The following is a 21,513-nucleotide window of genomic DNA, read 5'->3' on the forward strand; positions in this document are numbered from 1 at the left end:
AGGAGGCGGTATGCAAGTTGGCGAAATTGTTAGATTTGGAGCATATGAATGGCGTGTTCTGGAAGTAAAAGAAAACGCTGCTTTGATAATGACTGATCAGATTATTGGACAACGCCCTTACCATAATAAAAAAGAGGATGCCTATTGGTTCAATAGTGATATTAGAAAGTATTTAAATGGTGCGTTTTATAATTCATTTAGTGAGTCTGAGCAGATAAAAATCATTGAAAGTCATAATGTGAACAAAGCAAATCCTTGGTATGGAGTGGATGGCGGTGAAGATACATATGATAAGATTTTCTTGCTTAGCCTTGAAGAAGCTGTCTTAAAGTACTTTGGGGACAGTCGCCAATGCTTAGAAAATAGAAACCCTAAGCAAAGATATTGGTTCCAGAAAAAAGACATTAACAATCCATTAAGGCGCTCAAGTTATGAAGGCTATATTTGGTGGTGGTGGTTGAGAACCCCAGGAAGAGATAATAGAAGAACCATATACATTCATGGTGATGGCAATATTGGGATACAAGGAAATGGTACATACAAATACAGCAGTAACACGCTTCACCCTAAAACGATGGATAACAGCGGTGGCATTCGACCGGTACTTTGGTTAAAAATTGGGAGTTAATATGCAGAGCAAGATTATAGATTTTCAATATTTTTTAATGAGTGTCATCTTATTAAGCAATACAAATTACATGTATTTCGCACTCTATGATATCAAGGCAAATAACAAGGACCATAAAACGTTTGTCAACAAATGTCTCATGTTTTCAATCTATACGATGTTCTTCTCGATCATGCATGTGACAAAGTACTTGATTTTTGAAGTTCAACATCTCTTTCAAGATGATACCTTTATTATTTTGATGATTGCCTGTGCCATGTTCTTAATCGTTACCATTTCAGTCTATATATTAATCACTAAGATTTTAAAGATTAAAGTTAAACTTCTTGAATGGAACGTTCAAGTTTCATTTATAGTGGTTTTACTTTATTCGTTTGGTGTTATCAACAATGATAATCTATTCAATATAATTTTTGGTGGTTATGCAATTGTTATCACAAGGTTCATTTACAACATCGTCATTTTGAAAAAAAGTAAAATGAACTATGGTTTGTACTTTCTCGCAACCAGTTTTCTCGTAATGATGCTCGCTACACTATTAAAGCCATATTTTCCATTTGAAATGAACGTAACTGTTATTTTGGCATTGTGTGGGTTAAACATTTATGGTTTATTTTTATTCTATGCACAGTTTTATGTGGAAGAGCTAGAGACTACAAACAAAAGCTTGTTTTCACGAAGTGAGGATCTAATTCAACTAAATGATGAGATGAAGGCAATGGCCTATAAGGATTCACTGACTGGATTGCCAAATGAGATTGCCTATTTAAATTTCATGGAAGATACTCAAGGTAAGCATCTTTTTATTTTGATCAATGTAAGAAACTTTGCATCTTTTAATCAAATACTCGGATTTCATCAAGGCAACCTTCTACTGAAAAAAATGGCAGAGCAATTACAAAGCTATACAGAAAAAAGCCATCACTTATTTAAACTGTACAACGATAAATTTTTAATCGTCACAGAAGACATGACACAACATGAGGTTTTTAACTTTATCAAACAAATTCAGGTTGCATTTTCACTGGAATCAATCATGAATTTTCGACTTGAGATTGCTGTAGGGATCACTTCGCTTGAAGCGGACAAAACATACAAAGAATATGCACATACAATTATCGGAGCACTTGAGGTAGCAAATCAGAAATCAAAAAGCAATGATGGTGGTGTCTATTTCATAGCGATGTCAAAATACTTAGCGGAAAAAGCACAGTATAATCTTGAATATCACTTAAAAAATGCAATAGCGAATCATCAAATTGAGGTATATTATCAACCGCAAATTGATGCAAAAACTAAAGAAGTGATTTCCTATGAAGCGCTAGCAAGATGGCAGTTAGAAGATCAATTTATATCGCCAAGTGTGTTTATACCACTTGCTGAAAAAACGGGTTTAATCTCAAAGCTTTCCTATCAGGTCATCGAGTCTGTCTTTTTTAATATTCATCATCTAAAGTGGAATAATGGCCGTAAAATCAGCATTAATTTATCTTCGATACAGCTAATGGAGTCAGATTTCATGCTCATTGTCAACAACTTGCTAAATAAGTATGAAGTGAATTCTCATGAGATCGTTTTTGAAATAACTGAAACCGCACTTTTATATGATATCAAAAAAGTTGAAGATACGATTAAAACCATAAAGAAATTTGGTTTTGAAATTTCCTTGGACGATTTTGGAACAGGGTATTCTTCATTAAATCGATTTTCAAAACTCAATTTTGACGAAGTAAAGTTCGATCGATTCTTTATAAAGGATTTGCTAGCGGATGAAAAGCTAAGACTGGTATTTTCGAAGACCCTCGAGCTGTTTAATCTTTTTGAAATGAGGGTAGTAGTGGAAGGTGTAGAAACCGTTGAACAAGAGCAAATACTGGATACCTTTGAGATCGATATTTATCAAGGCTATTATTATGCGCGTCCTATGAGCTTAGGTCAACTGTTGTCTACCCAAATAGTAGAAAAGCAATAAGTTTAGACACCATGAAAATTTGATTATATAAGTTTAGATAATTTAATCTATAATATTAAATCTTAAAACCGTTGGACTAATCATGTACTTACAAACTTGGTTAGAACAACGGTTTTTTTATAGAAAGAACATTTGTTCTTTTTCGTCAAAAAAGTTATAATATATATGGAAATCAATTGGCTAAGGAGGTGTAAAATGAATGAACGCGTATATATCTGCATCGATCTAAAATCCTTCTATGCCTCGGTTGAATGTGTTGAACGTGGACTTGATCCAATGACCACTAATTTGGTAGTTGCAGATCCTGAACGCTCTGAAAAGACTATTTGTTTAGCCATTACACCTTCAATGAAAGCGCTCGGTATTAAAAATCGTTGTCGTCTGTTTGAGATTCCCAAAGGGGTTGACTATATTATTGCGCCCCCTAGAATGCAAAAATACATCGATTATTCTGCAGATATCTATGAAATTTATCTGAGATACATTTCTAAAGAGGACATTCACATCTATTCTGTAGATGAAGCTTTTCTAGATTTAACGAGCTATCTAAATACCTATCATATGACAGCAAAAGAAATGGCACAAATGCTGATGAGCGTGATCTTAAAAGAAACAGGCGTTAGAGCGACCTGTGGTATAGGTACAAACCTATATTTAGCAAAAATTGCCTTAGATATAACCGCAAAACACTCTGAGGATTTTATTAGTGAGCTTACAGAAGAATCATTTAAAATCCAGTTGTGGGAGCACCGTCCTTTGACTGACTTCTGGCGTATTGGTAAGGGAACTGCGAGAACGCTAGCGCGTTATGGCATTCAGACCATGCGACAAATCGCTGAAATGGATGAAAATTTTTTATATGAACTTTTTGGTATCGATGCAGAACTTTTAATCGACCATGCTTGGGGACGTGAACCAGTGACGATGGCAGATATTAAAGGCTATCATTCTAAAAGCAATTGCTTATCAAGTGGTCAAGTGCTCATGAGAGATTATGATTTCTATGAGGGTAGACTGATTGTTAGTGAGATGATGGATTTAATGTGTTTGGATTTAGTAGATAAGAAACTCGTCACTAGCTCAGTTACCATTTATGTAGGCTATTCTAACAGCCTGCATGCGGATCCTTCTAGAGGAACTGCTAAATTTGTGGTTCCCACAAGTGCAGATCGTATAATTATCCCTGCAGTGGTCGCACTTTACAATAGGACGGTAGACAAAACAAAGATGATTAGGCGTGTAAATATAACCTGCAATCAAGTGATAGACGCTGATGCAAGTATCTCGAATCAGCTCAGCTTCTTTGATCAAATTGAAGGTCAAACCTCAGAAAATAACACTGCTGAAAATTCTGATAAAAATCGTCGCGTTCAAAAAGCAGTCCTTGATATAAAGAAAAAATATGGCAAAAACAGTATTTTAAAAGGTATGAATTTTGAAGCATCTGCAACGACCAGAGAACGTAATCGCCAGATCGGAGGTCACAAAAGTGGGGAGTAAACCGAAGTCACCTATGCCACTTTCTGAAAGAGCAAAGCAATTCTTACCCTTTGCAGCAGTAAAGGGATTAACTGAAGCATTGGAAAAAAAAGAAAAAGCTTTGCAACATGTTGAGAAGATAGAATTAAGTGAAGAAAGATCCGATGAACTCAATCAAAAGATATCACAGTTAAACAAAGGTGATATTATTTCCATAACCTATTATGATCATGGAGAGTATATTCAGGTAACGGGTACATTCTTGGGGATCGACAAAGTGTATAAGTCTATACTATTAGATACAATAGAAATCGGCTTTGATGACATATTGTTGATAGATTAATTTTCTATAAAAATCTTTTGAGTAAGTTATATGAATCTAACTTACTCAAATCCGACTTTATTGTGCACAGATTATCGGATACGCATCCTCAGAATTGGATAAGATGGTTTTGAAAAGGAGGTGAATTATGGATTCGCTTAAAAGTATGAATTCGGCTTTGGATTATATTGAAAATCATCTTACAGAAGAAATTGACTATAACGAGGTTGCTAAAATAGCACTTTGTTCAGAGTATCATTTTAAAAGGATGTTTTCATTTTTAGCGGGTATTAGTCTATCCGAGTATGTACGAAGAAGACGCATGACGCTGGCTGCTCAAGATTTAAAGCAATATGAGGAAAGAGTGCTCGATATCGCTGTTAAATATGGCTATAACTCTGCCGATGCTTTTTCAAGAGCCTTTCAACAGATTCATGGCATACTGCCATCTGAAGTAAAAGGGAATGCAGCAATGATTAAAGCCTATCCAAAATTGACCTTTAAACTATCTATCAGTGGAGGTATTGAAATGAATTATCGTATCGTTGAAAAAGAAGCATTTAAGATTATTGGATTTATGAAAAGAGTGCCTATCGTATTTAGTGGCGTTAACCCTGAGATCGCATCCATTTACCAGAGACTAACACCTGAAATCATCCAATATTTGAAAGGCCTCTCCAATGTGGAACCAAAGGGGATTATTAGTGCATCTACCCATTTTTCTGAGGAAAGAATGGAAGAAAAGGGAGAACTGGACCATTATATCGGCGTAGCCACAACCAAATTTGATCCAAATGAATCAAGTCCTATTTCAAACTTTGATATTCTAGATGTGGAAAAGGGAACATGGGCAGTTTTTGAGTCAATAGGGCCATTTCCAGAAACCCTACAAGAAATTTGGGGTCGAATTTACTCAGAATGGTTTCCAGCATCTATCTATGAAGCCTGTGAAGGACCCGAAATCGTATGGCATGAATCGCCCGACACGACAAATCCCAATTATAAAAGTGAAATCTGGGTAAAAGTAAAACAACAAATGAGTGAACAATCTTCTTAAGTCCACTTAAATTTTTATTTGGAGAGGTGGGTATGCCAGTTCTATTTAATCCAACAACGAATCCATTAATCAAGTTATGTATGGCTGCCATGAAACAGGAAGCTGAAGGAAATATCGAAGCTGCTAAGAGCACCTTCTTAAGTGCAGTTGATCATTCAACTAGTGATTTCGAAAAGTTTTTCACCAAATATCATTATGCTAGGTTGATGACGGATCAGATGGAACAGCTAAAGTATTTTAAAGAAGCCTTGGATCATGCGATGACAGTTGACGATGATAATGTCTGGCGTGCTTATCAGACGCTATATAGCGAGATAGCAGCCATTTATATGGCAATGGGCGATGAAGTTAATTATGATAAATTTAAAACGCTAGAGAATCAAAGCAAAGTTTTTCCTAAAGACAGGGGACCATTTTATCATGGGACTAAGGCGGATCTTAAAGTGGGAGATTTTTTAAACCCAGGTGGGCAATCCAATTATCAAGAGGGTCTGAAAATGAATCATATTTATTTTACAGCCAATATTTCAGGTGCAGGTCTGGCAGCTTCTCTAGCAAAAGGAAATGCAATGGAGAGAATATATGTGATTTCACCTACTGGTGATTTTGAAGATGACCCAAATGTAACCGACAAGAAATTTCCAGGGAACTTAACGCGCTCTTACCGATCCATTTATCCTTTGAAAATTATAGGGGAGGTCACAGATTGGATCACATTAACTGAAACTGAAAAGCAAAAATGGCTTGATGATATTGAAAAAGGAAGTGGAGATATCATCAATTAGTTGATTCATTAGGAGGCTACTATGGTTGAAACTAAGTACAGTATTGTCATAAAAGCATCCAGAGAAAAAGTATGGGGCGTCCTTTGGAACGACGAGACTTTTAGAGACTGGGCAAACCTTATCGATGAAGGGACGTATATGAAGGGTGAGCTAAATGAAGGGTGCGAGGTTGAATATATTTCTTCGATTAATGGGTACGGTGTCACCAGCTTTGTTGAAAAGCTTATTCTTGGTGAGTATGTTAAGCTGAAGCATTTAGCAGATACGAAAGAAAATGGCACTGAAATTAGAGAGAAAGAGTGGACCGGTGGTACTGAAAGTTATCAACTTACTGAAAGTGCAAGTTCGACGGGAGATGTTCTTACGGAACTTTCAATTGTGATGGATGTTCCTGAGAATTTAGTTGATTATTTTAATGAGGTTTATCCAAAGGTGATGCGTAGAATAAAAGACTTATGTGAATCAATGCGCTAAGTGTGAATATAGAATTAGAGCTTGAAACTTTTCAAGTGAATAAAATGGGAATTCTGATAATTGTTTCAGGGTTCTTTTTTTTAAGATAATTTATGAAAAAAGTTTACAAATAGACTATTGACCTAAAGTTAGCTTTAGGTATTATGATGAATCCAGAAGATACTTAAAACAATTATATTTTGAAAGGATGAATCAAATGAAATTAGAAAATTTAACATTAGTTAGTGAGTGGGACAAAGTGTTTCCATTGAGCAGTGAAGTCAATCATAGAAAAATTACGTTTATCAACAGATATGGCATTACACTTGCTGCTGATCTTTATGAACCAAAAAATAGCACTGGTAAATTGCCTGCATTAGCAGTTTCGGGTCCTTTTGGTGCAGTTAAGGAACAATCATCTGGATTATACGCACAAATAATGGCAGAGAAAGGGTATTTGACAATTGCTTTCGATCCTTCTTATACAGGCGAAAGTGGTGGAACACCAAGATATGTTGCTTCCCCTGATATCAATACTGAAGACTTCTCAGCAGCAGTTGATTATTTGTCAAACCTCGATCAAGTAGATCCAGAAAGAATTGGTATTATCGGGATTTGTGGTTGGGGCGGAATGGCATTAAACGCAGCTGCAAATGATCCTAGAATTAAAGCAACTTTGACATCTACGATGTATGATATGACGAGAGTAACTGCAAATGGCTACTTTGACTCAATGAGTGCTGACGATCGTTATGAAATGAGAAAAAACTTAAATGCCATTAGAACCGTTGATTACAAAAATGGCACTTATGCAGTTGCTGGTGGTGTACCAGAACGCTTACCAGAAGAGGTCCCACAATTTTTGAAAGACTACAGAGATTACTATAAAGCTGAAAGAGGCTATCATGAAAGATCGCTAAATTCAAATGGTGGCTGGAATGTAACTTCTTCGTTATCATTTGCCAATATGCCAATTCTCATGTATTCTTCAGAAATTAGAAGTGCCGTATTAATGCTTCATGGTGAAAAAGCGCATTCAGTTTACTTTAGCCAAGATGCATTCAAAAATTTAACAGGGGATAATAAAGAACTCATCATTATTCCTGGCGCAAGTCACACTGATTTATATGATCAACTGGATGTTATCCCATTTGACAAAATCGAAGCCTTTTTCAATCAATATTTATCTTCAAATGTTTAGGAGGCATATTATGAAATTTTTAAATGAAAGTGAATTTAATTCAGAAAATATCTTTGGAAAGGGTTTTCCAAACACCATGTTCTCAAAGTACTTTATTGGAGAGTCTTTTTTAAACCCATTAACTGAGTTTGGAAAAGCACCATTATTCCTTGCCAATGTAACATTTGAGCCAGGTTGTAGAAATAACTGGCACATTCATAAGGCAGAAAAAAATGGTGGACAAATTCTAATCTGTGTTACTGGAGAAGGCTGGTATCAAGAAGAAGGTAAAGAAGTAGTGAGCCTAGTTCCTGGTAGTGTAATCGTAATCCCTGCGAATGTGAAACACTGGCATGGCGCGAAAGCAGACAGCTGGTTTTCACACATTTCTGTAGAAGTTCCGGGTGAAAGTGCGGCAAATGAGTGGTTAGAACCAGTAACAGATGAATATTACTTTGCATTATAAGTAGGTGACAAATGAAATTAGATCAAATTAAATTAACAGATCCTGAGTTGTATGAGGTTCATCAGCAATTCGCTCTAGAAGAAGTTCTTAATGAAACAATTGCAAAACTTGATACAAAATCTAAGGATCTTAGTATTCTCGCTGTTTTGATTGGCTCGCAATCAAACGATGCATTTGAGTTGTTTTTAAATGAGACACTCGATACTGAAAGTCTCACACCTATTGAAGTAAGAGAAGTTGTTTATCAAGCAATAGACTATCTTGGTCTTGGCAGAGTTTACGGTATTTTAAAAATTATGAACTCTGTTTTTGAGTCAAAAAATTTGAGTCTCCCGCTTGAAAATCAATCGACCACTGACAAAGCGTCTCGACTTGAAAAAGGCATCGACACACAGGTTCAGATCTTTGGTGAAGGAATGAAAGACTTTTGGAGAGCAAATCACGTCAATAAATGGTTAGCTGCAAATTGCTTTGGTGATTATTATACACGTAAAGGGTTAAACTTAGCCGAGCGTGAACTGATTACATTTTGTTTCTTATATGCGCAAGGTGGGTGTGAGCCACAAGTCATGAGCCATATTTTTGGAAACTTAAAATTAGGAAACAACTTAGAATTCCTTATGAGTGTTGTGTCACAATGTGTACCGTATATTGGCTATCCCCGCAGTTTAAATGCGATTTCTGCGATCAACAAAGCGAAAGAATCATTAGGTTAAAGGAGCAGACTATGATTAAGCTTATCATTGGTGAGCATGTACTAAAGGCAAAACTTGAATCAAATTCTAGTGCTGAAGCATTATTAAAACGTTTAAATGAGGGTCCTTTGACGATCTCGATGAGCGATTATGGCAACATGGAAAAGGTAGGTTATTTCCCATCCGCACTTCCGAGAAATGACCAACAGATAAAGACAGAAGCAGGAGATCTCATTCTATATCAAGGTAATGCATTTGTCATCTATTATGCGCCAAACTCTTGGAACTTTACAAGATTAGGCAAAGTTCAGAATATAACTGGAAAAGAGTTATTATCAATATTAGGAAAAGGTAATGTTAATGTTACTTTAGAAATTGAAAAATAATAAGAAAAACCTCCTTGTTAAATTTACAAGGAGGTTATTTCTTCATTTTTTCCTTTTAATAAAAATCGCATTGCAAGTGCCTCTTCAAAATCTGTCGAAGTGGTTGTTCCTTTTTCCATAGCGATTTTATAGTACTCTACCTTGTAATTAACAAGTTCAAGTGCTTTTTCTAGTTCTTTGATTTTTTCTTCAGTTTGTTTCTTTTGTTCAAGAAAAAGCTGATATCTTTTTTCGATCGTTGCATCGCCAATTTCACACCAGTTAAAAAATACTTTTATATCCTTAAGTGGCATGCCTGTTGTTTTTAAACATTCAATCATTTTTAAACACTCAATATCTGTTTGATCAAATAGACGGATATTACCATCTGTTCTATTGACCAGTGGCAATAACCCCTCTTTGTCATAGTATCTCAATGTTGAGATAGAAAGATTGAGCAATTTTGATACTTCACCAATTGTATATGTCATAAGTACCTCATTTCAAAATCGAGTTAACCTAAAGCTATCTTTAGGTTTAGCATCATTATACATGTGTATTATGGCTCAGTCAAATATTAATAATTTAGTCACAAATATTTAAAGATAAAATACATTGACCTAAAGCTAGGTTTAGGCGTTAAACTTTAGATAATCAATAATGTTTACGAAAGGAAATTAATAATGAAAATTTACAATGAACAAAAATTTACAGGCGAAAGACCGCTGTTTCAAAGCTGTGAAGTAGAGGTAAATAATTGTACCTTTGCTGATGGAGAATCTCCATTAAAAGAGAGCAAAAACATTGAAATCAATCAATGTCTATTTGAGTGGAAGTACCCATTATGGTATTGCTCAAATGTTACTATGAATAATAGTGTGTTTTTCGAAATGGCAAGAGCAGGCATCTGGTATAGCGATCATTTAAAAATTAAGGATTTTACAGTAGCGGCGCCAAAGACATTTAGACGTTGTAATAATGTTGAAATGGAAAACGTTGAAATGCCAAATGCTGCTGAAACTTTATGGTTTTGCGATACAGTTAAAATGAAAGGTGTAAGAGCAAAAGGCGATTACTTTGCAATGGGTAGTTCAAATCTTGAGCTTGAAGACTTTACTTTGTTTGGTAACTATTCATTTGATGGGGTAAAGAATTTAACCATTAGAAATGCAAGAATTTTATCAAAGGACGCATTTTGGAACTGTGAAAATGTGACCGTATACGACTCATTCATTTCAGGTGAGTACTTAGGCTGGAATGCAAAAAATGTGACCTTGATTAATTGTACAGTTGAGAGTGAACAAGGTATGTGCTATATGGAAAACGTTACGATGAGAGACTGTAAACTATTGAATACAGATTTAGCATTTGAGTATTCGACGGTAGATGCTGAAATTAATTCTTCTATTGATAGTATTAAAAATCCTTACTCAGGCAGAATTGTTGCAAAAGAAATCAAAGAAATCATTTTTGATAATAAAGAGATGGATGCAGCTAATACGGAGATTATTCTCAAGGCGGCTTCAAACTAAAAGAAAGGACGTACATTATGTCAAGCCAATTTGATCATATTAACAACAGAAGAAATACGAATTCTATGAAATGGGATGTTGCCTCAGATGAATTACCGCTTTGGGTTGCTGATATGGATTTTAAAACAGCACCTGGAATCGTTAAAGCATTAGAAAAGAGAGTTTCAACTGGAATATATGGTTATTCGATAGTATCGGAAGAATGGTACGAAGCGATTCAAAATTGGTGGATGAATCGACACAATTATGTTCTTGAAAAAGAGTGGTTAATTTTTACGACAGGCGTTGTACCCGCATTATCAACTGCAGTGAAGCGTTTGACGAATGTTGGTGATCAGGTGCTGATTCAAACACCAGTGTACAATATCTTTTTTAACTCAATTGTCAATCATGGCAGGCATGTTATTGAAAATCAATTGATATACGAAAATCATCAATATCAGATTGATTTTGAGGATTTAGAAATGAAGTTATCACATCCCTTAACGACATTAATGATCCTTTGTAACCCACATAATCCTGTGGGCAAAATTTGGCAGCCTGAAGAGTTGAAACGAATAGGTGAGTTATGTCATAAATATAATGTCACAGTTGTTTCAGATGAAATTCACTGTGATATCACTGATCCGGCTAAAACTTATACACCCTTTGCCAAAGTATCAGAGATTTGCTCCAATATTAGTGTGAGCTGCTTTTCTGCTAGCAAAGCATTTAATCTAGCTGGGTTACAGTCAGCGTTTGTATCGATTCCTAATAAAGCATTGAGAGCAAAAATGGAAAGAGGTCTTAACTCTGATGAAGTTGCTGAACCCAATGCATTTGCAGTAGAAGCTCTAATTGCAGCTTTTAATACGGGTGCCGAATGGCTGGATGAGCTAAGAGCCTATATCTATCAAAACAAGCAAACTGTAAAACAGTTCCTAGTAAAAGAGTTGCCACAGATTCATTTGGTTGAATCAGAAGCAACCTATCTGCTTTGGCTGGATGTAAGTGCTGTGAGTCATAATACACCTGATCTTCAAGAGTTTATTAGAGGAAAAACAGGACTCTACCTTTCTGAAGGCACACAATTTGGTGGTAATGGACATAATTTTTTAAGGATGAACATTGCATGCCCTAGGGAAGTCCTGATGGAGGCATTATATAGACTCAAAACAAGCTTAAATCTATATCTTTAGTTCTTAAAAAGGTCAAACATTTGTTTGATCTTTTTAGGTTTTGCAGGGTGCATATGACATATGATTATAATATCGTATTATTTATTTTAATACATAATAAAAGGGTACAAATTAATTAATAATTGAATTGGAGCAATGAAATTAAATATTGAGTATCAGTTTTTTTAAAAGAGAAAAAGGAGGCAAAATGAGGAACTTAGTTGTATCTGTTCATATGTCCTTAGATGGGTTTGTTTGTGGACCAAACGGAGAGATGGATTGGATTCATGTGGATGAGGAACTTTTTAATTATATTGTCAATTTAACCAATCAAGCAGATTCAGCAATTTATGGTAGAGTAACCTTTCAAATGATGGATGCCTATTGGCCAACAGCAGGTGAACAAGCTAATGCTTCAAAGCACGATATTGAACACTCGCAATGGTATAATCGCGTTGAAAAATATGTATTATCCAACACGATGGTAAGCTCAAAAGACAAAATATCTGTACTTTCAGGTGATATTGCGTCAAAAGTAAAAGCAATTAAATCAAAACCAGGTCAGAACATACAAATGTTTGGCAGTCCATCAGCTGCGAAATCTCTTATGGCGTTGGACTTGGTTGATGAATTATGGGTATTTGTTAATCCGATATTGCTAGGGAAAGGGAAGTCTTTATTTTCAGACTTTGACACACCTAAAAGGTTGGAACTAGTTGGATCTCATGTCTTTACATCAGGCATCATTGAATTGCATTATAGTGTTAAAAATTAGAAAAGAGAAGGGTTAGATTAAGGCGTATTCATTTAACACCGGAAAGGAGAAAATATGATTGATTTTAAAATTAACGTCCTAGCTTTTTTTATTGTAGCAATAGTGAATTTCTTTTTAAGTTGGATTTACTACTCACCGATTGCACCTTGGTTTAAAACCTGGCAAATAGGAGTGGGTGCAGATATTAATAAAAAAGAAATGACAGATGAAGACAAAAAAAGTATGCCAAGATTGATGGGTGGCGCTGTGATTGCGAGTCTTTTATATGCATATGGCTTACAGATCATTGTTCATAGCGTTAAGGCAACTGATTTTATTTCAGGTGCAACAGTTGGCTTTGTATTGTGGTTTGCTTTTGCAGTAACACATAGTCTAAATACACAGTTTGAAGGCCGAAAACCAATTGTCTTACTAATCAATAATGGCTTGTATTTATTAACTTATGTTATTTTTGGTGGTATAATTGCAGTGATGTAATAAGATGAATAAAATGTTCAATAAGAATGAATCAAAAAAGCTACTGCTTTAGCAGTAGCTTTTTATTTGATTATCTCAAACTGATTCGTACAGAGTACTCTTTTCCATCATCTAATCTCACAATGATTAGGTAAGAGCCTTTTGAAAGAGATTTTGTGCTTAAATTAAAGATATATTGATTGTCAGTAGAATCATATCTAAATAAATTACCAGTAGAGGCATTTCCAGTACTTGTTGCTTCTACTACAGAGCCAAGAATTGAATCTGTCAATTTAGAAAAATAGATTTTAGCAACTGCAGTAGGTACATAATTTCCATTTGCATCAAATAGTCTAAATTTTACTGGGACAGTACTCCCTAGTTTAAAAATACTTGATCCATCTGTATTGATTGGTTCTAAGAACCCACCAAATTGGTAACTGACTTCAATCACTTGTGTATATACTGAAACATTACCATTTGAATCTGTCGCTTTCCATTCAACATATGATTTTCCTAGTGGGAAACCACTTTCAGGTGCATCATTTGAAATTTCAACAGGGAAAATATCCGTAGCTTCTACCAAACCTAAATCAACTTCAGTTAATTGACCCTGATAGATAACTGATAAATTCTGAGGGAATGAAGTAAAAACAGGAGCTGTTGTATCAACTATGGTAACAAGTTGTTGGTCATATCCTTCATTACCACTCAAATCAGTAGCCTTCCAGTTAACTTGTGTAGAGCCTAGAGGGAAATATTCAGGACTGTCGTTTGTTACAATTGCATCAGGATCATCCACAATCGCTTCGCCTAAGTAAACAGGTGTTAATAGCGCGGTTGCCTCTACTTGAAGATCATCAGGAGCAATAATAATTGGCGCAACTAAATCAAGTTGATTTTCGTTGTCTAGATTATTAAAGTCATTGCTTTCATTAACTTGAACTCTAATGTTTACTTTATCAAAGGATTTTGATAATGCTGATAAATCTGTTGTTGCTTCGAATGTAACGGAATAGGAGTAGCTACCAGGTAAAAGTTCTTCTTTTGAGACTTGTACCGTGTCAGGTGAATCATACCCATTTACTTGCCAGCTTAATTTCGAAAGGGTTAATGATGAATCTGCATTAATAATACCATTGACTGGAAAACTTACTGCGGCGCCACTATCAACTATATAAACCTTAAGTGGCGTTGACCATGTTTCACCTTGACTAATTGTAATATCAATAAATTGATCGTGATTGGAACCTAATACTTCAACGGCATCTCCCCAGACTTGATCTGCAAAAACCAAAGATGATGTTGACACTAAAACAAGAACTAAAATAATACTATATAATTTTTTCATAAGAACCTCCCGATTGATAATCGATATCATTTAATATAGTGTTATTATAGTTGGACTGCTTATGAATAGATATAGATTAATTCACGATATTATGTGAAAAAATAATTATGTTTATGGTAAAACGTGAAATTTTCACACATATGCTTTAAAGCATATTTAAAGGGAATACATCGACTAAATAACCATTTTGGAGGTGCGCTATGATTAGAGTCTTAATTGCCGATGATCAAGAGTTATTTAGCGAACTACTAGAGCATATGTTGAGTAAAATAGAAGATATTGATGTGATTTCAAGAGTTAATAATGGTGAGGATGCGATTATCAATGCGAATATACTTAAACCGGATATTATCCTAATGGATGTTGCAATGCCAATTTGTAACGGCGTTGATGCGATTAAGAAAATAAGGGATAATGAAAATAAATGTAAAATACTAGTTTTAACAACCTCAAAAGATGGCAAGGACGTACAAGATGCAATTAAAGCAGGAGCAAACGGGTATATCTTGAAAAGCGTTTCAAAAGAGAAATTGATTATAGCGATAAGAAGTGTCCATGCAGGTATGGAGGTACGTGATAAAGAAGTTGTTGCATTGTTCAATCAAAATTCAGCAAATATGGATGGTAGAACGATTAAAACGGGTAGTAATGTAGTTCAACTATCAGAGCGTGATCTAAAAATTCTACAAATGATAGTGGATGGGAAAAGTGCACAAGAGATGTCTCAAGAGCTCTTCGTGACAGAAGGGCGTACGAGAAACTTAATTACTGAGCTATCTTCAAAGCTAATGTTGCAGGATAAAACGCAGTTGGCTGTGTTTGCTATTCGAAACAAACTCGTTAAATTTGAATAGGTTAGAGGATAAAGAGATGAATTATAAAAGTATATTTAATCTTGACTTCAATATTCTATTTGATCAAATTTCATACATGATGTGTGTCAAGTCTCCCGAGGATCGGTTTATTAATGTAAACAAAGCCTTTTTAGATTTTTTCGATTTAAAGATCAATGATGTGATCGGTAATGAGAGTAAATTGATTTTACCTATAGATATTTATAATAAAATGAAAACGCATCTTGATTATGTCGTTGTAACTCAAAGTAATTATGTCTCTGAAGAAATGTTCCTTGTTGAAGAGAATCAATATTGGTTTGAAATTCAGAGTTCTCCTATTTTTAATGAAGTTGGTCAAATTGAAGGCATATTTACGCTATCTAAGAACATTTCTAAAAGAAAATCCTTTGAACTTGAGCTTGAAAAATCGAGAAGTGCAGCTGAAACTGCAAATCTATTAAAAAGCCAATTTGTTTCTAACATGTCTCATGAGATTCGTACACCGATGCATGCCATCTTAGGATATACAGAATTATTAAAGGAAGAAGTTATGAGCGAGGAAGGCCAAGTTTATTTGAGCTCAATACAAAAAGCTGGAAGTGCTTTAATGAGCCTATTAAACGATATTTTAGATTTGTCTAAGATTGAATCGGGAAATCTAGAAATTCAATACAGTTATGTTGATGCTACTCAACTTTTAAATGACGTTTATGAGATTTTCAAAGGTAAGACTGACGAAAAAGGCCTGTTATTCAATATTGAAATTGACCAACGATTACCACAAATCATACAGCTAGATGAAATGAGATTCAAACAAATCATTTTTAATTTAGTCGGAAATTCAGTTAAGTTTACGCTTAAAGGACAAATAACAATAAAGTTGGAGGTCATTGACATTGATTTAAATAAGAATCTTTTGTGCTTTAAAACATCTGTTAAAGACAGTGGTATTGGGATTCCAGAATCTCAGTTCAATCTGATTTTTGAACCTTTCGTACAACAGGATGGTCAAAGTAATAAAAAATATGGAGGGAGTGGGCTGGGACTCTCGATTTCAAAAAGATTAGTTGAGCTGATGGGTGGTGAACTTTCTATTTCCAGTCAGGTCGGGATTGGATCAGAATTTTGTTTTACATTAGCAAATATTGAAATTATTAAGTTTGGTGAATCTAAAAAAAGCAATTTCCAATTGAAATCCAAAACTGCATTGAATACAAGCGTTCATATTACTAATAATGAATCCTATTCAGAGGCACTATTGAATCAATTGTCTACAATTATTAATTCAAATGAACTGATAGGAGCAATGAATGGTAGACTTTCCGATTATAAAACGATTTTGTATAGATTAGAAACTCTTGCCAAACAAAATGATTCTAAAGAACTTTACTACCAGTTCTATCAAATTTTGAAAGGTTTAAAATCTTATGATATTAGCATAATGAAAGAAGCTTTGAACCAATTTGTTGCTTGGTTCAAACACTTTACATCTTCTTTATCAAAGTGAGGTATTATATGAATCCAATGAATGATATTAAAATACTTGTAGTAGATGATATCCCTCAAAATATGGAAATCGTTATAAAAGCGCTCGAAAAAGACGGTTACGATCTTTATATTGCAAACAGTGGGTTCATGGCATTAGAGTTAATCTCTAAGGTGAAGTTAGATTTAATATTACTTGATATTATGATGCCTGAAATGGATGGCTTCGAGACGTTAAGTAGAATTAAACAGTTGGATCAGCAAAATGAAATTCTCGTTATTTTTATTTCAGGAAAGGTTGAAGTTGAAAACATAAACAAGGGATATGATTTAGGTGCTATAGACTATATAAGAAAACCATTTAATATTTTGGAGTTAAAAACTAGAATTAAGCAACAGGCAGAACGAATTTTAGAGAAAAGACATAATAGATAGAATGACAAAAGAAGGTCAAATTTTGACCTTCTTCTATTTGAGATTATTAATTTGATTAAAAAGAAACTTGATAGAACTATTGAATCATTTTATCGATGACTTCTTCAAGCTCGCCTGAAATTTTCTTCGCAGTTTCAAAATCTTTTTGGCTTAGGGCGAGTTCAATTTTAGTCTCTAACGTCTTTTTCTTTTGCTCTAAGACGAGATAGTCATGAGAAAAATGGTTTTCATAGATCATTTTTCTAAACTTTTGAATGTTAACTTTTCGAATGGTTTGGTTTTCAATCAGTAATACATAATCAACTGTATTTGCAATCGTGTAATAATCATGAGAAATCATTAAAACCGTTCCCTTGTACGCTTCAATTGCTTGCTCTAATGCGATCTGAGCGTAAGTGTCCAGATGACTTGTAGGTTCATCTAAAAGTAGGAGTGATGAATGTAAAGCAGATACGATTGCGATTTGAAGTAAATTCTTCTCACCACCTGAAAGTGCGTTTATTTTCTGTTTTAAGATAGTTTCATCAAAACCGAAATTCCTAATATGCGCCTTAATCTCTTGATAATTGTGCATATCAACATCATAGAAAGCTTCAATTACTGATTTTGATTCATCCAGTGATTCGCCCTGCAGCTGAGATAAATAACTGGTTTTTACACCTTCGTGACGGATAATATTTTCGTTCTGGTTAAGATGGATGGCTCTAAATAAAGTCGTTTTACCAGTACCATTTGCCCCTATGATCGCCACTTTATCGCCGTAATTAATATCGAAGGTTGCGTCATAAATCAAAGTCGACTCATAGCCTAAGGTTAAATTGGACACAGATAAAATCGGTGTTTCAATATCAAGAGGAACATCAACAAACTTAATATAAGGTTTCTTGATGGATACGAAAGGGGCCTTGATACGTCTTGCCACAAGTCTCTCTTGAACTTTAACACGCGCTTTAAGTGCTTTTCCTCTTGCTGCTTCTGTATTATAAGTTGCAATGGTTCTTAGCTTTCCAATAAGCGCTTCATTTCTTTCAATTTCAGCATCGTCCTTAATTGAAAGCTCCTGCTGCTCAATTTTAGTTTGCAAGAGTGCAAAATTATATTCAATGAAATTGCCTTCAAACTCCTGAATGAGCTTGTTCTCAAGATGGATAATTTTATTAAAACAGTGATTTAAGAGGTAGCGATTGTGTGTGATCACCAAAAGCATTCCCTTATAGGTGTTGATTAGATCTTTTAATGCGTTTAGATTTTCAAAGTCTAAAAACACATCGGGCTCATCCATGATGATGAGCTGTGGATTTAGAACCATCTCTCTAATTACTTGAACGATTTTAAACTCACCGCCACTTAACTGGAGTATATTTAAATCCCTATGCTTGCCTAAGTTTGCAAGATTTAGCTTTTTAATAATATCCGTTTCATAATCATGACCACCGATGGCATCAAATGCATCCAGTGCATTTTGGTATGCCTCAAGTATTGGCTCGATGTCTTCTGCAGTCTCCATTTTTAAACAAAGGGCATCAATCTCAGCCTGTAGCTTAAGAAAAGGCGCACAGAGATATTCAAATACAGTAACAGAATCGTTCGTCTCATTTTTATAGAACTGGCTGACATAGCCAATTCGACTGCCTGGTTCGATTTCGATTTTGCCATCGTACATGTATTTTTCTGTATCCATAATCATTTCTATTAAAGTGGTTTTTCCATTGCCACTGGCACCTATGAATGCAAGATGCTGTCCATCCTCGATACTAAAAGAAACCTTTTCAAAAAGGTCTTTCTGAGGAAATCCAAAAGATAAATCAATAATATTAATCATATTTGATTCCTTTCCTAATTTATAAAATGTCTGTATTAGACGAATGTTCACCTTCTAAAAATAACCAATCACTCAATCATAAAGCTTTTATTAAAATCTGTCAATTAGTAGAGGGGAGTTGTTAAGTGAAATTAAGGAATCATAGAAATGCAATTTACAAGTCTTTGTAATAGGTATAAACTGATTCTATTACAAATGATAAGGGGTTAAGAATGCAGTATAGAATTGATACAAAAACAGGAAATAAAATCAGTATTCTAGGGTTTGGCTGTATGAGGTTACCGTCTAATCTAGGACAGATTAATATTGAGAAAACTGAGGCACTTTTTTTAAAGGCGATAAAAGAGGGTGTAAATTACTTTGATACAGCTTATATCTATCCTGGGAGCGAAGCGGCACTTGGACAAATTTTAGATAAGAATAATCTAAGGAATTCCGTTTATATTGCGACTAAGTTGCCAATCATGATGTGTAAAAAGTTTGAAGATTTTGACCGAATTTTTAATAAGGAGTTAGAACGACTTAAAACGGATTACATCGACTATTATTTCATGCATATGGTAACGAGCCCTGCACAGTGGCAACTGCTTTGCGATCTAGGGATCGAAAAGTGGATTGAGGAGAAAAAAGCAAGTGGCCAAATCAGACAAGTTGGTTTCTCATTCCATGGTAAAAAAGATGATTTTACAGCTTTAGTGGATCTATACAATTGGGACTTCTGTCAAATTCAATACAATTATATGAACATAAACTATCAAGCTGGTCGTGATGGCCTAAGATATGCTTATGAAAAAGGCATGCCTATTTTCATTATGGAACCTTTACTTGGTGGTCGTCTTGCTGACGGTGTACCTGAAAAAGCGGTCAACGTCATGAAAAGTACAAAGCCTGAGCTCTCCAAAGTGGGTTGGGCTTTAAATTGGCTTTGGAATCAGCCAGAGGTTACCATGGTGCTATCTGGTATGAACGAAATGTCTCACCTTGAAGAAAACCTAAGTCTCGCAGATCATGCAACCGTTGGTATGTGGGGAGAAGCAGAAGAAAAAATATTCAGCCAAGTTGAAGCCATCTTTAATGAAGCCTATAAAGTACCTTGTACAGGCTGTAACTACTGTATGCCTTGTCCACAAAACATTAACATCCCTGGTTGCTTTACAGCGTATAATACCTCATTTGCCATTAAGAAATCCACAGGGTTAAATCAATATATGATCAATACCGGTGCAATGACACAAACGCCTGCATTTGCGAGTAATTGCGTCAGCTGTGGTAAGTGTGAAAAACACTGTCCGCAAAATATTGAGATTATCAAAGAGTTAAAGAATGTCAAAAAAAGGCTTGAACCAGTTTGGTTAAAGCCAGTGATGTCTGTTGCTAGAAAAGTGATGAGATAGATAAAAAAGATTAAAAAGATAAAATAATAAGATAAGCACTATTTTTGACAGGTTGCACAAAAATAAATACTGCCACCCATATAGCTTTCTTTATGAATGATATCGCCACATTTGTGACAAGGTAGGTTTTGTGTTTTACTACTTAATCGAGTGGGATAGCCACCAGGTTCACCATAAATGTTTTTTTCAGTATCACGGCCACCTAGTGCTGTCATCTGCTGAATGGTATTTTTTATGCTAATATAAAGCGCTTTTAGCTCTTGCGTAGAAAGCGTTCCTAATTTGCGTTTTGGATGTATACCTGCTTCGTATAGAATGTCTTGTAAAACACCATTACCCAGACCAGGGATGCGTTGCTCAGTTGCTAAAAGTGCTTTTGTTGATAGAGTTGGTTTTTCAGCGCTGACCAAATTTAAAAAATAATCTTCCGAGAAATCATCCGATAAAGGCGTAGGCTTTTGACCCGCGATTATGTAGTAGGGGTTCTGATACTGTCCTTTTGGAAACGCAACAAGCCCACCATACATTTGAACAGAACAAACTAAGGTGCTTTGATCATCAAAAGAGAGTAATAGCTGATGTTTTAATGTTAGCTTTGAGCCCGGTTTAAAATAACGAAGATTAACACCATCACTAAAGGTTAGATGCACAGCTTCAAAAATCATCTCAACCTGACCAGAGCGTGGTTTTACCTCAATAAGATTTTGTCCTATAAGTCTTGAGGGATAATCATCTGGATTTTCATAAAACCAAGCAAATTTATGAGGGCTAGAGTTGGTGACGACACCTGTAATAGTTTTTCCTTTTAGTTCAAGCTTCAACTGTTCACTTAAAACGACGGCTTCAGGTAGTTCAATCATTCGAAAAC

The 21,513-nt window shown here is 35.1% G+C and carries 23 protein-coding genes; 19 read left to right on the forward strand and 4 right to left on the reverse strand.

All coding sequences use genetic code 11. The features are described 5' to 3' along the window. Window positions 1–10 precede the first annotated feature (10 nt). From AC4PID_RS15030 to AC4PID_RS15080, 11 genes are all read left to right on the forward strand, one after another. Window positions 11–628: a DUF6273 domain-containing protein gene (locus tag AC4PID_RS15030; protein ID WP_492132798.1), complete on the forward strand. Its 618-nt coding sequence runs from the start codon at window positions 11–13 to the stop codon at window positions 626–628. Between the two features lies 1 nt (window position 629). Next, window positions 630–2,600, forward strand: coding sequence for an EAL domain-containing protein (locus tag AC4PID_RS15035; RefSeq protein WP_492132799.1), 1,971 nt, complete (start codon window positions 630–632; stop codon window positions 2,598–2,600). A 195-nt stretch (window positions 2,601–2,795) separates the two neighbouring features. Continuing rightward, the gene (locus AC4PID_RS15040; protein ID WP_492132800.1) at window positions 2,796–4,100 is read left to right on the forward strand and encodes a Y-family DNA polymerase; all 1,305 of its coding nucleotides are present in this window, start codon (window positions 2,796–2,798) and stop codon (window positions 4,098–4,100) included. Further along, window positions 4,090–4,422, forward strand: coding sequence for a YolD-like family protein (locus AC4PID_RS15045; protein ID WP_492132801.1), 333 nt, complete (start codon window positions 4,090–4,092; stop codon window positions 4,420–4,422). Before AC4PID_RS15040 ends, AC4PID_RS15045 begins: the two co-directional genes overlap by 11 nt. Before the next feature lie 127 nt (window positions 4,423–4,549). Then, complete coding sequence (locus tag AC4PID_RS15050; protein WP_492132802.1) at window positions 4,550–5,458, forward strand: AraC family transcriptional regulator; 909 nt, start codon at window positions 4,550–4,552, stop codon at window positions 5,456–5,458. 32 nt (window positions 5,459–5,490) lie between these two features. Next, the gene (gene arr / locus AC4PID_RS15055) at window positions 5,491–6,243 is read left to right on the forward strand and encodes an NAD(+)--rifampin ADP-ribosyltransferase (protein WP_492132803.1); all 753 of its coding nucleotides are present in this window, start codon (window positions 5,491–5,493) and stop codon (window positions 6,241–6,243) included. Between the two features lie 21 nt (window positions 6,244–6,264). Beyond that, complete coding sequence (locus AC4PID_RS15060) at window positions 6,265–6,717, forward strand: hypothetical protein (protein ID WP_492132804.1); 453 nt, start codon at window positions 6,265–6,267, stop codon at window positions 6,715–6,717. A 196-nt stretch (window positions 6,718–6,913) separates the two neighbouring features. After that, complete coding sequence (locus tag AC4PID_RS15065; RefSeq protein WP_492132805.1) at window positions 6,914–7,897, forward strand: alpha/beta hydrolase; 984 nt, start codon at window positions 6,914–6,916, stop codon at window positions 7,895–7,897. Window positions 7,898–7,907: 10 nt separating this feature from the next. After that, window positions 7,908–8,342 (forward strand): cupin domain-containing protein, encoded by a 435-nt coding sequence (locus AC4PID_RS15070; protein WP_492132806.1) that lies wholly within the window; start codon window positions 7,908–7,910, stop codon window positions 8,340–8,342. An 11-nt stretch (window positions 8,343–8,353) separates the two neighbouring features. Continuing rightward, window positions 8,354–9,058 (forward strand): carboxymuconolactone decarboxylase family protein, encoded by a 705-nt coding sequence (locus tag AC4PID_RS15075; RefSeq protein ID WP_492132807.1) that lies wholly within the window; start codon window positions 8,354–8,356, stop codon window positions 9,056–9,058. Between the two features lie 11 nt (window positions 9,059–9,069). After that, window positions 9,070–9,423 (forward strand): cyclophilin-like fold protein, encoded by a 354-nt coding sequence (locus AC4PID_RS15080; RefSeq protein ID WP_492132808.1) that lies wholly within the window; start codon window positions 9,070–9,072, stop codon window positions 9,421–9,423. A 23-nt stretch (window positions 9,424–9,446) separates the two neighbouring features. Here the strand turns inward: AC4PID_RS15080 and AC4PID_RS15085 are convergent, their stop codons facing one another. Further along, complete coding sequence (locus AC4PID_RS15085) at window positions 9,447–9,893, reverse strand: MerR family transcriptional regulator (RefSeq protein WP_492132809.1); 447 nt, start codon at window positions 9,891–9,893, stop codon at window positions 9,447–9,449. Window positions 9,894–10,085: 192 nt separating this feature from the next. Here AC4PID_RS15085 and AC4PID_RS15090 point away from each other — a divergent pair, with 192 nt between their 5' ends. The 4 genes from AC4PID_RS15090 to AC4PID_RS15105 all read left to right on the forward strand — a co-directional run bounded on the left by AC4PID_RS15090 (window position 10,086) and on the right by AC4PID_RS15105 (window position 13,343). Continuing rightward, window positions 10,086–10,934, forward strand: a complete 849-nt coding sequence (locus tag AC4PID_RS15090; RefSeq protein WP_492132810.1) for a DUF3737 family protein — start codon at window positions 10,086–10,088, stop codon at window positions 10,932–10,934. Between the two features lie 17 nt (window positions 10,935–10,951). After that, on the forward strand, window positions 10,952–12,112 hold the full coding sequence (locus AC4PID_RS15095) for a MalY/PatB family protein (RefSeq protein ID WP_492132811.1): 1,161 nt from the start codon (window positions 10,952–10,954) through the stop codon (window positions 12,110–12,112). Between the two features lie 187 nt (window positions 12,113–12,299). Continuing rightward, complete coding sequence (locus AC4PID_RS15100) at window positions 12,300–12,866, forward strand: dihydrofolate reductase family protein (protein ID WP_492132812.1); 567 nt, start codon at window positions 12,300–12,302, stop codon at window positions 12,864–12,866. A 54-nt stretch (window positions 12,867–12,920) separates the two neighbouring features. Further along, window positions 12,921–13,343: a DUF1761 domain-containing protein gene (locus tag AC4PID_RS15105; RefSeq protein ID WP_492132813.1), complete on the forward strand. Its 423-nt coding sequence runs from the start codon at window positions 12,921–12,923 to the stop codon at window positions 13,341–13,343. A 70-nt stretch (window positions 13,344–13,413) separates the two neighbouring features. Here the strand turns inward: AC4PID_RS15105 and AC4PID_RS15110 are convergent, their stop codons facing one another. After that, the gene (locus AC4PID_RS15110; RefSeq protein ID WP_492132814.1) at window positions 13,414–14,673 is read right to left on the reverse strand and encodes a PxKF domain-containing protein; all 1,260 of its coding nucleotides are present in this window, start codon (window positions 14,671–14,673) and stop codon (window positions 13,414–13,416) included. A gap of 200 nt (window positions 14,674–14,873) precedes the next feature. On the opposite strand from AC4PID_RS15110, the gene AC4PID_RS15115 reads away from it, so the two are divergent. The 3 genes from AC4PID_RS15115 to AC4PID_RS15125 are packed head-to-tail and all read left to right on the forward strand — an operon-like array spanning window position 14,874 to window position 17,429. After that, on the forward strand, window positions 14,874–15,527 hold the full coding sequence (locus AC4PID_RS15115; RefSeq protein WP_492132815.1) for a response regulator transcription factor: 654 nt from the start codon (window positions 14,874–14,876) through the stop codon (window positions 15,525–15,527). Between the two features lie 16 nt (window positions 15,528–15,543). Beyond that, window positions 15,544–17,016, forward strand: coding sequence for a PAS domain-containing sensor histidine kinase (locus AC4PID_RS15120; protein ID WP_492132816.1), 1,473 nt, complete (start codon window positions 15,544–15,546; stop codon window positions 17,014–17,016). A gap of 8 nt (window positions 17,017–17,024) precedes the next feature. Next, complete coding sequence (locus tag AC4PID_RS15125; protein ID WP_492132817.1) at window positions 17,025–17,429, forward strand: response regulator; 405 nt, start codon at window positions 17,025–17,027, stop codon at window positions 17,427–17,429. Window positions 17,430–17,505: 76 nt separating this feature from the next. Here the strand turns inward: AC4PID_RS15125 and AC4PID_RS15130 are convergent, their stop codons facing one another. Further along, a complete protein-coding gene (locus AC4PID_RS15130; protein WP_492132818.1) occupies window positions 17,506–19,251 on the reverse strand; it encodes an ATP-binding cassette domain-containing protein in 1,746 nt (581 codons plus the stop codon). A gap of 212 nt (window positions 19,252–19,463) precedes the next feature. Here AC4PID_RS15130 and AC4PID_RS15135 point away from each other — a divergent pair, with 212 nt between their 5' ends. Next, complete coding sequence (locus tag AC4PID_RS15135; RefSeq protein ID WP_492132819.1) at window positions 19,464–20,645, forward strand: aldo/keto reductase; 1,182 nt, start codon at window positions 19,464–19,466, stop codon at window positions 20,643–20,645. Window positions 20,646–20,683: 38 nt separating this feature from the next. Here the strand turns inward: AC4PID_RS15135 and AC4PID_RS15140 are convergent, their stop codons facing one another. Continuing rightward, window positions 20,684–21,505: an endonuclease VIII gene (locus AC4PID_RS15140; RefSeq protein ID WP_492132820.1), complete on the reverse strand. Its 822-nt coding sequence runs from the start codon at window positions 21,503–21,505 to the stop codon at window positions 20,684–20,686. Window positions 21,506–21,513 lie beyond the last annotated feature (8 nt).

This window comes from Fusibacter sp. QWL-12, assembly GCF_058683495.1.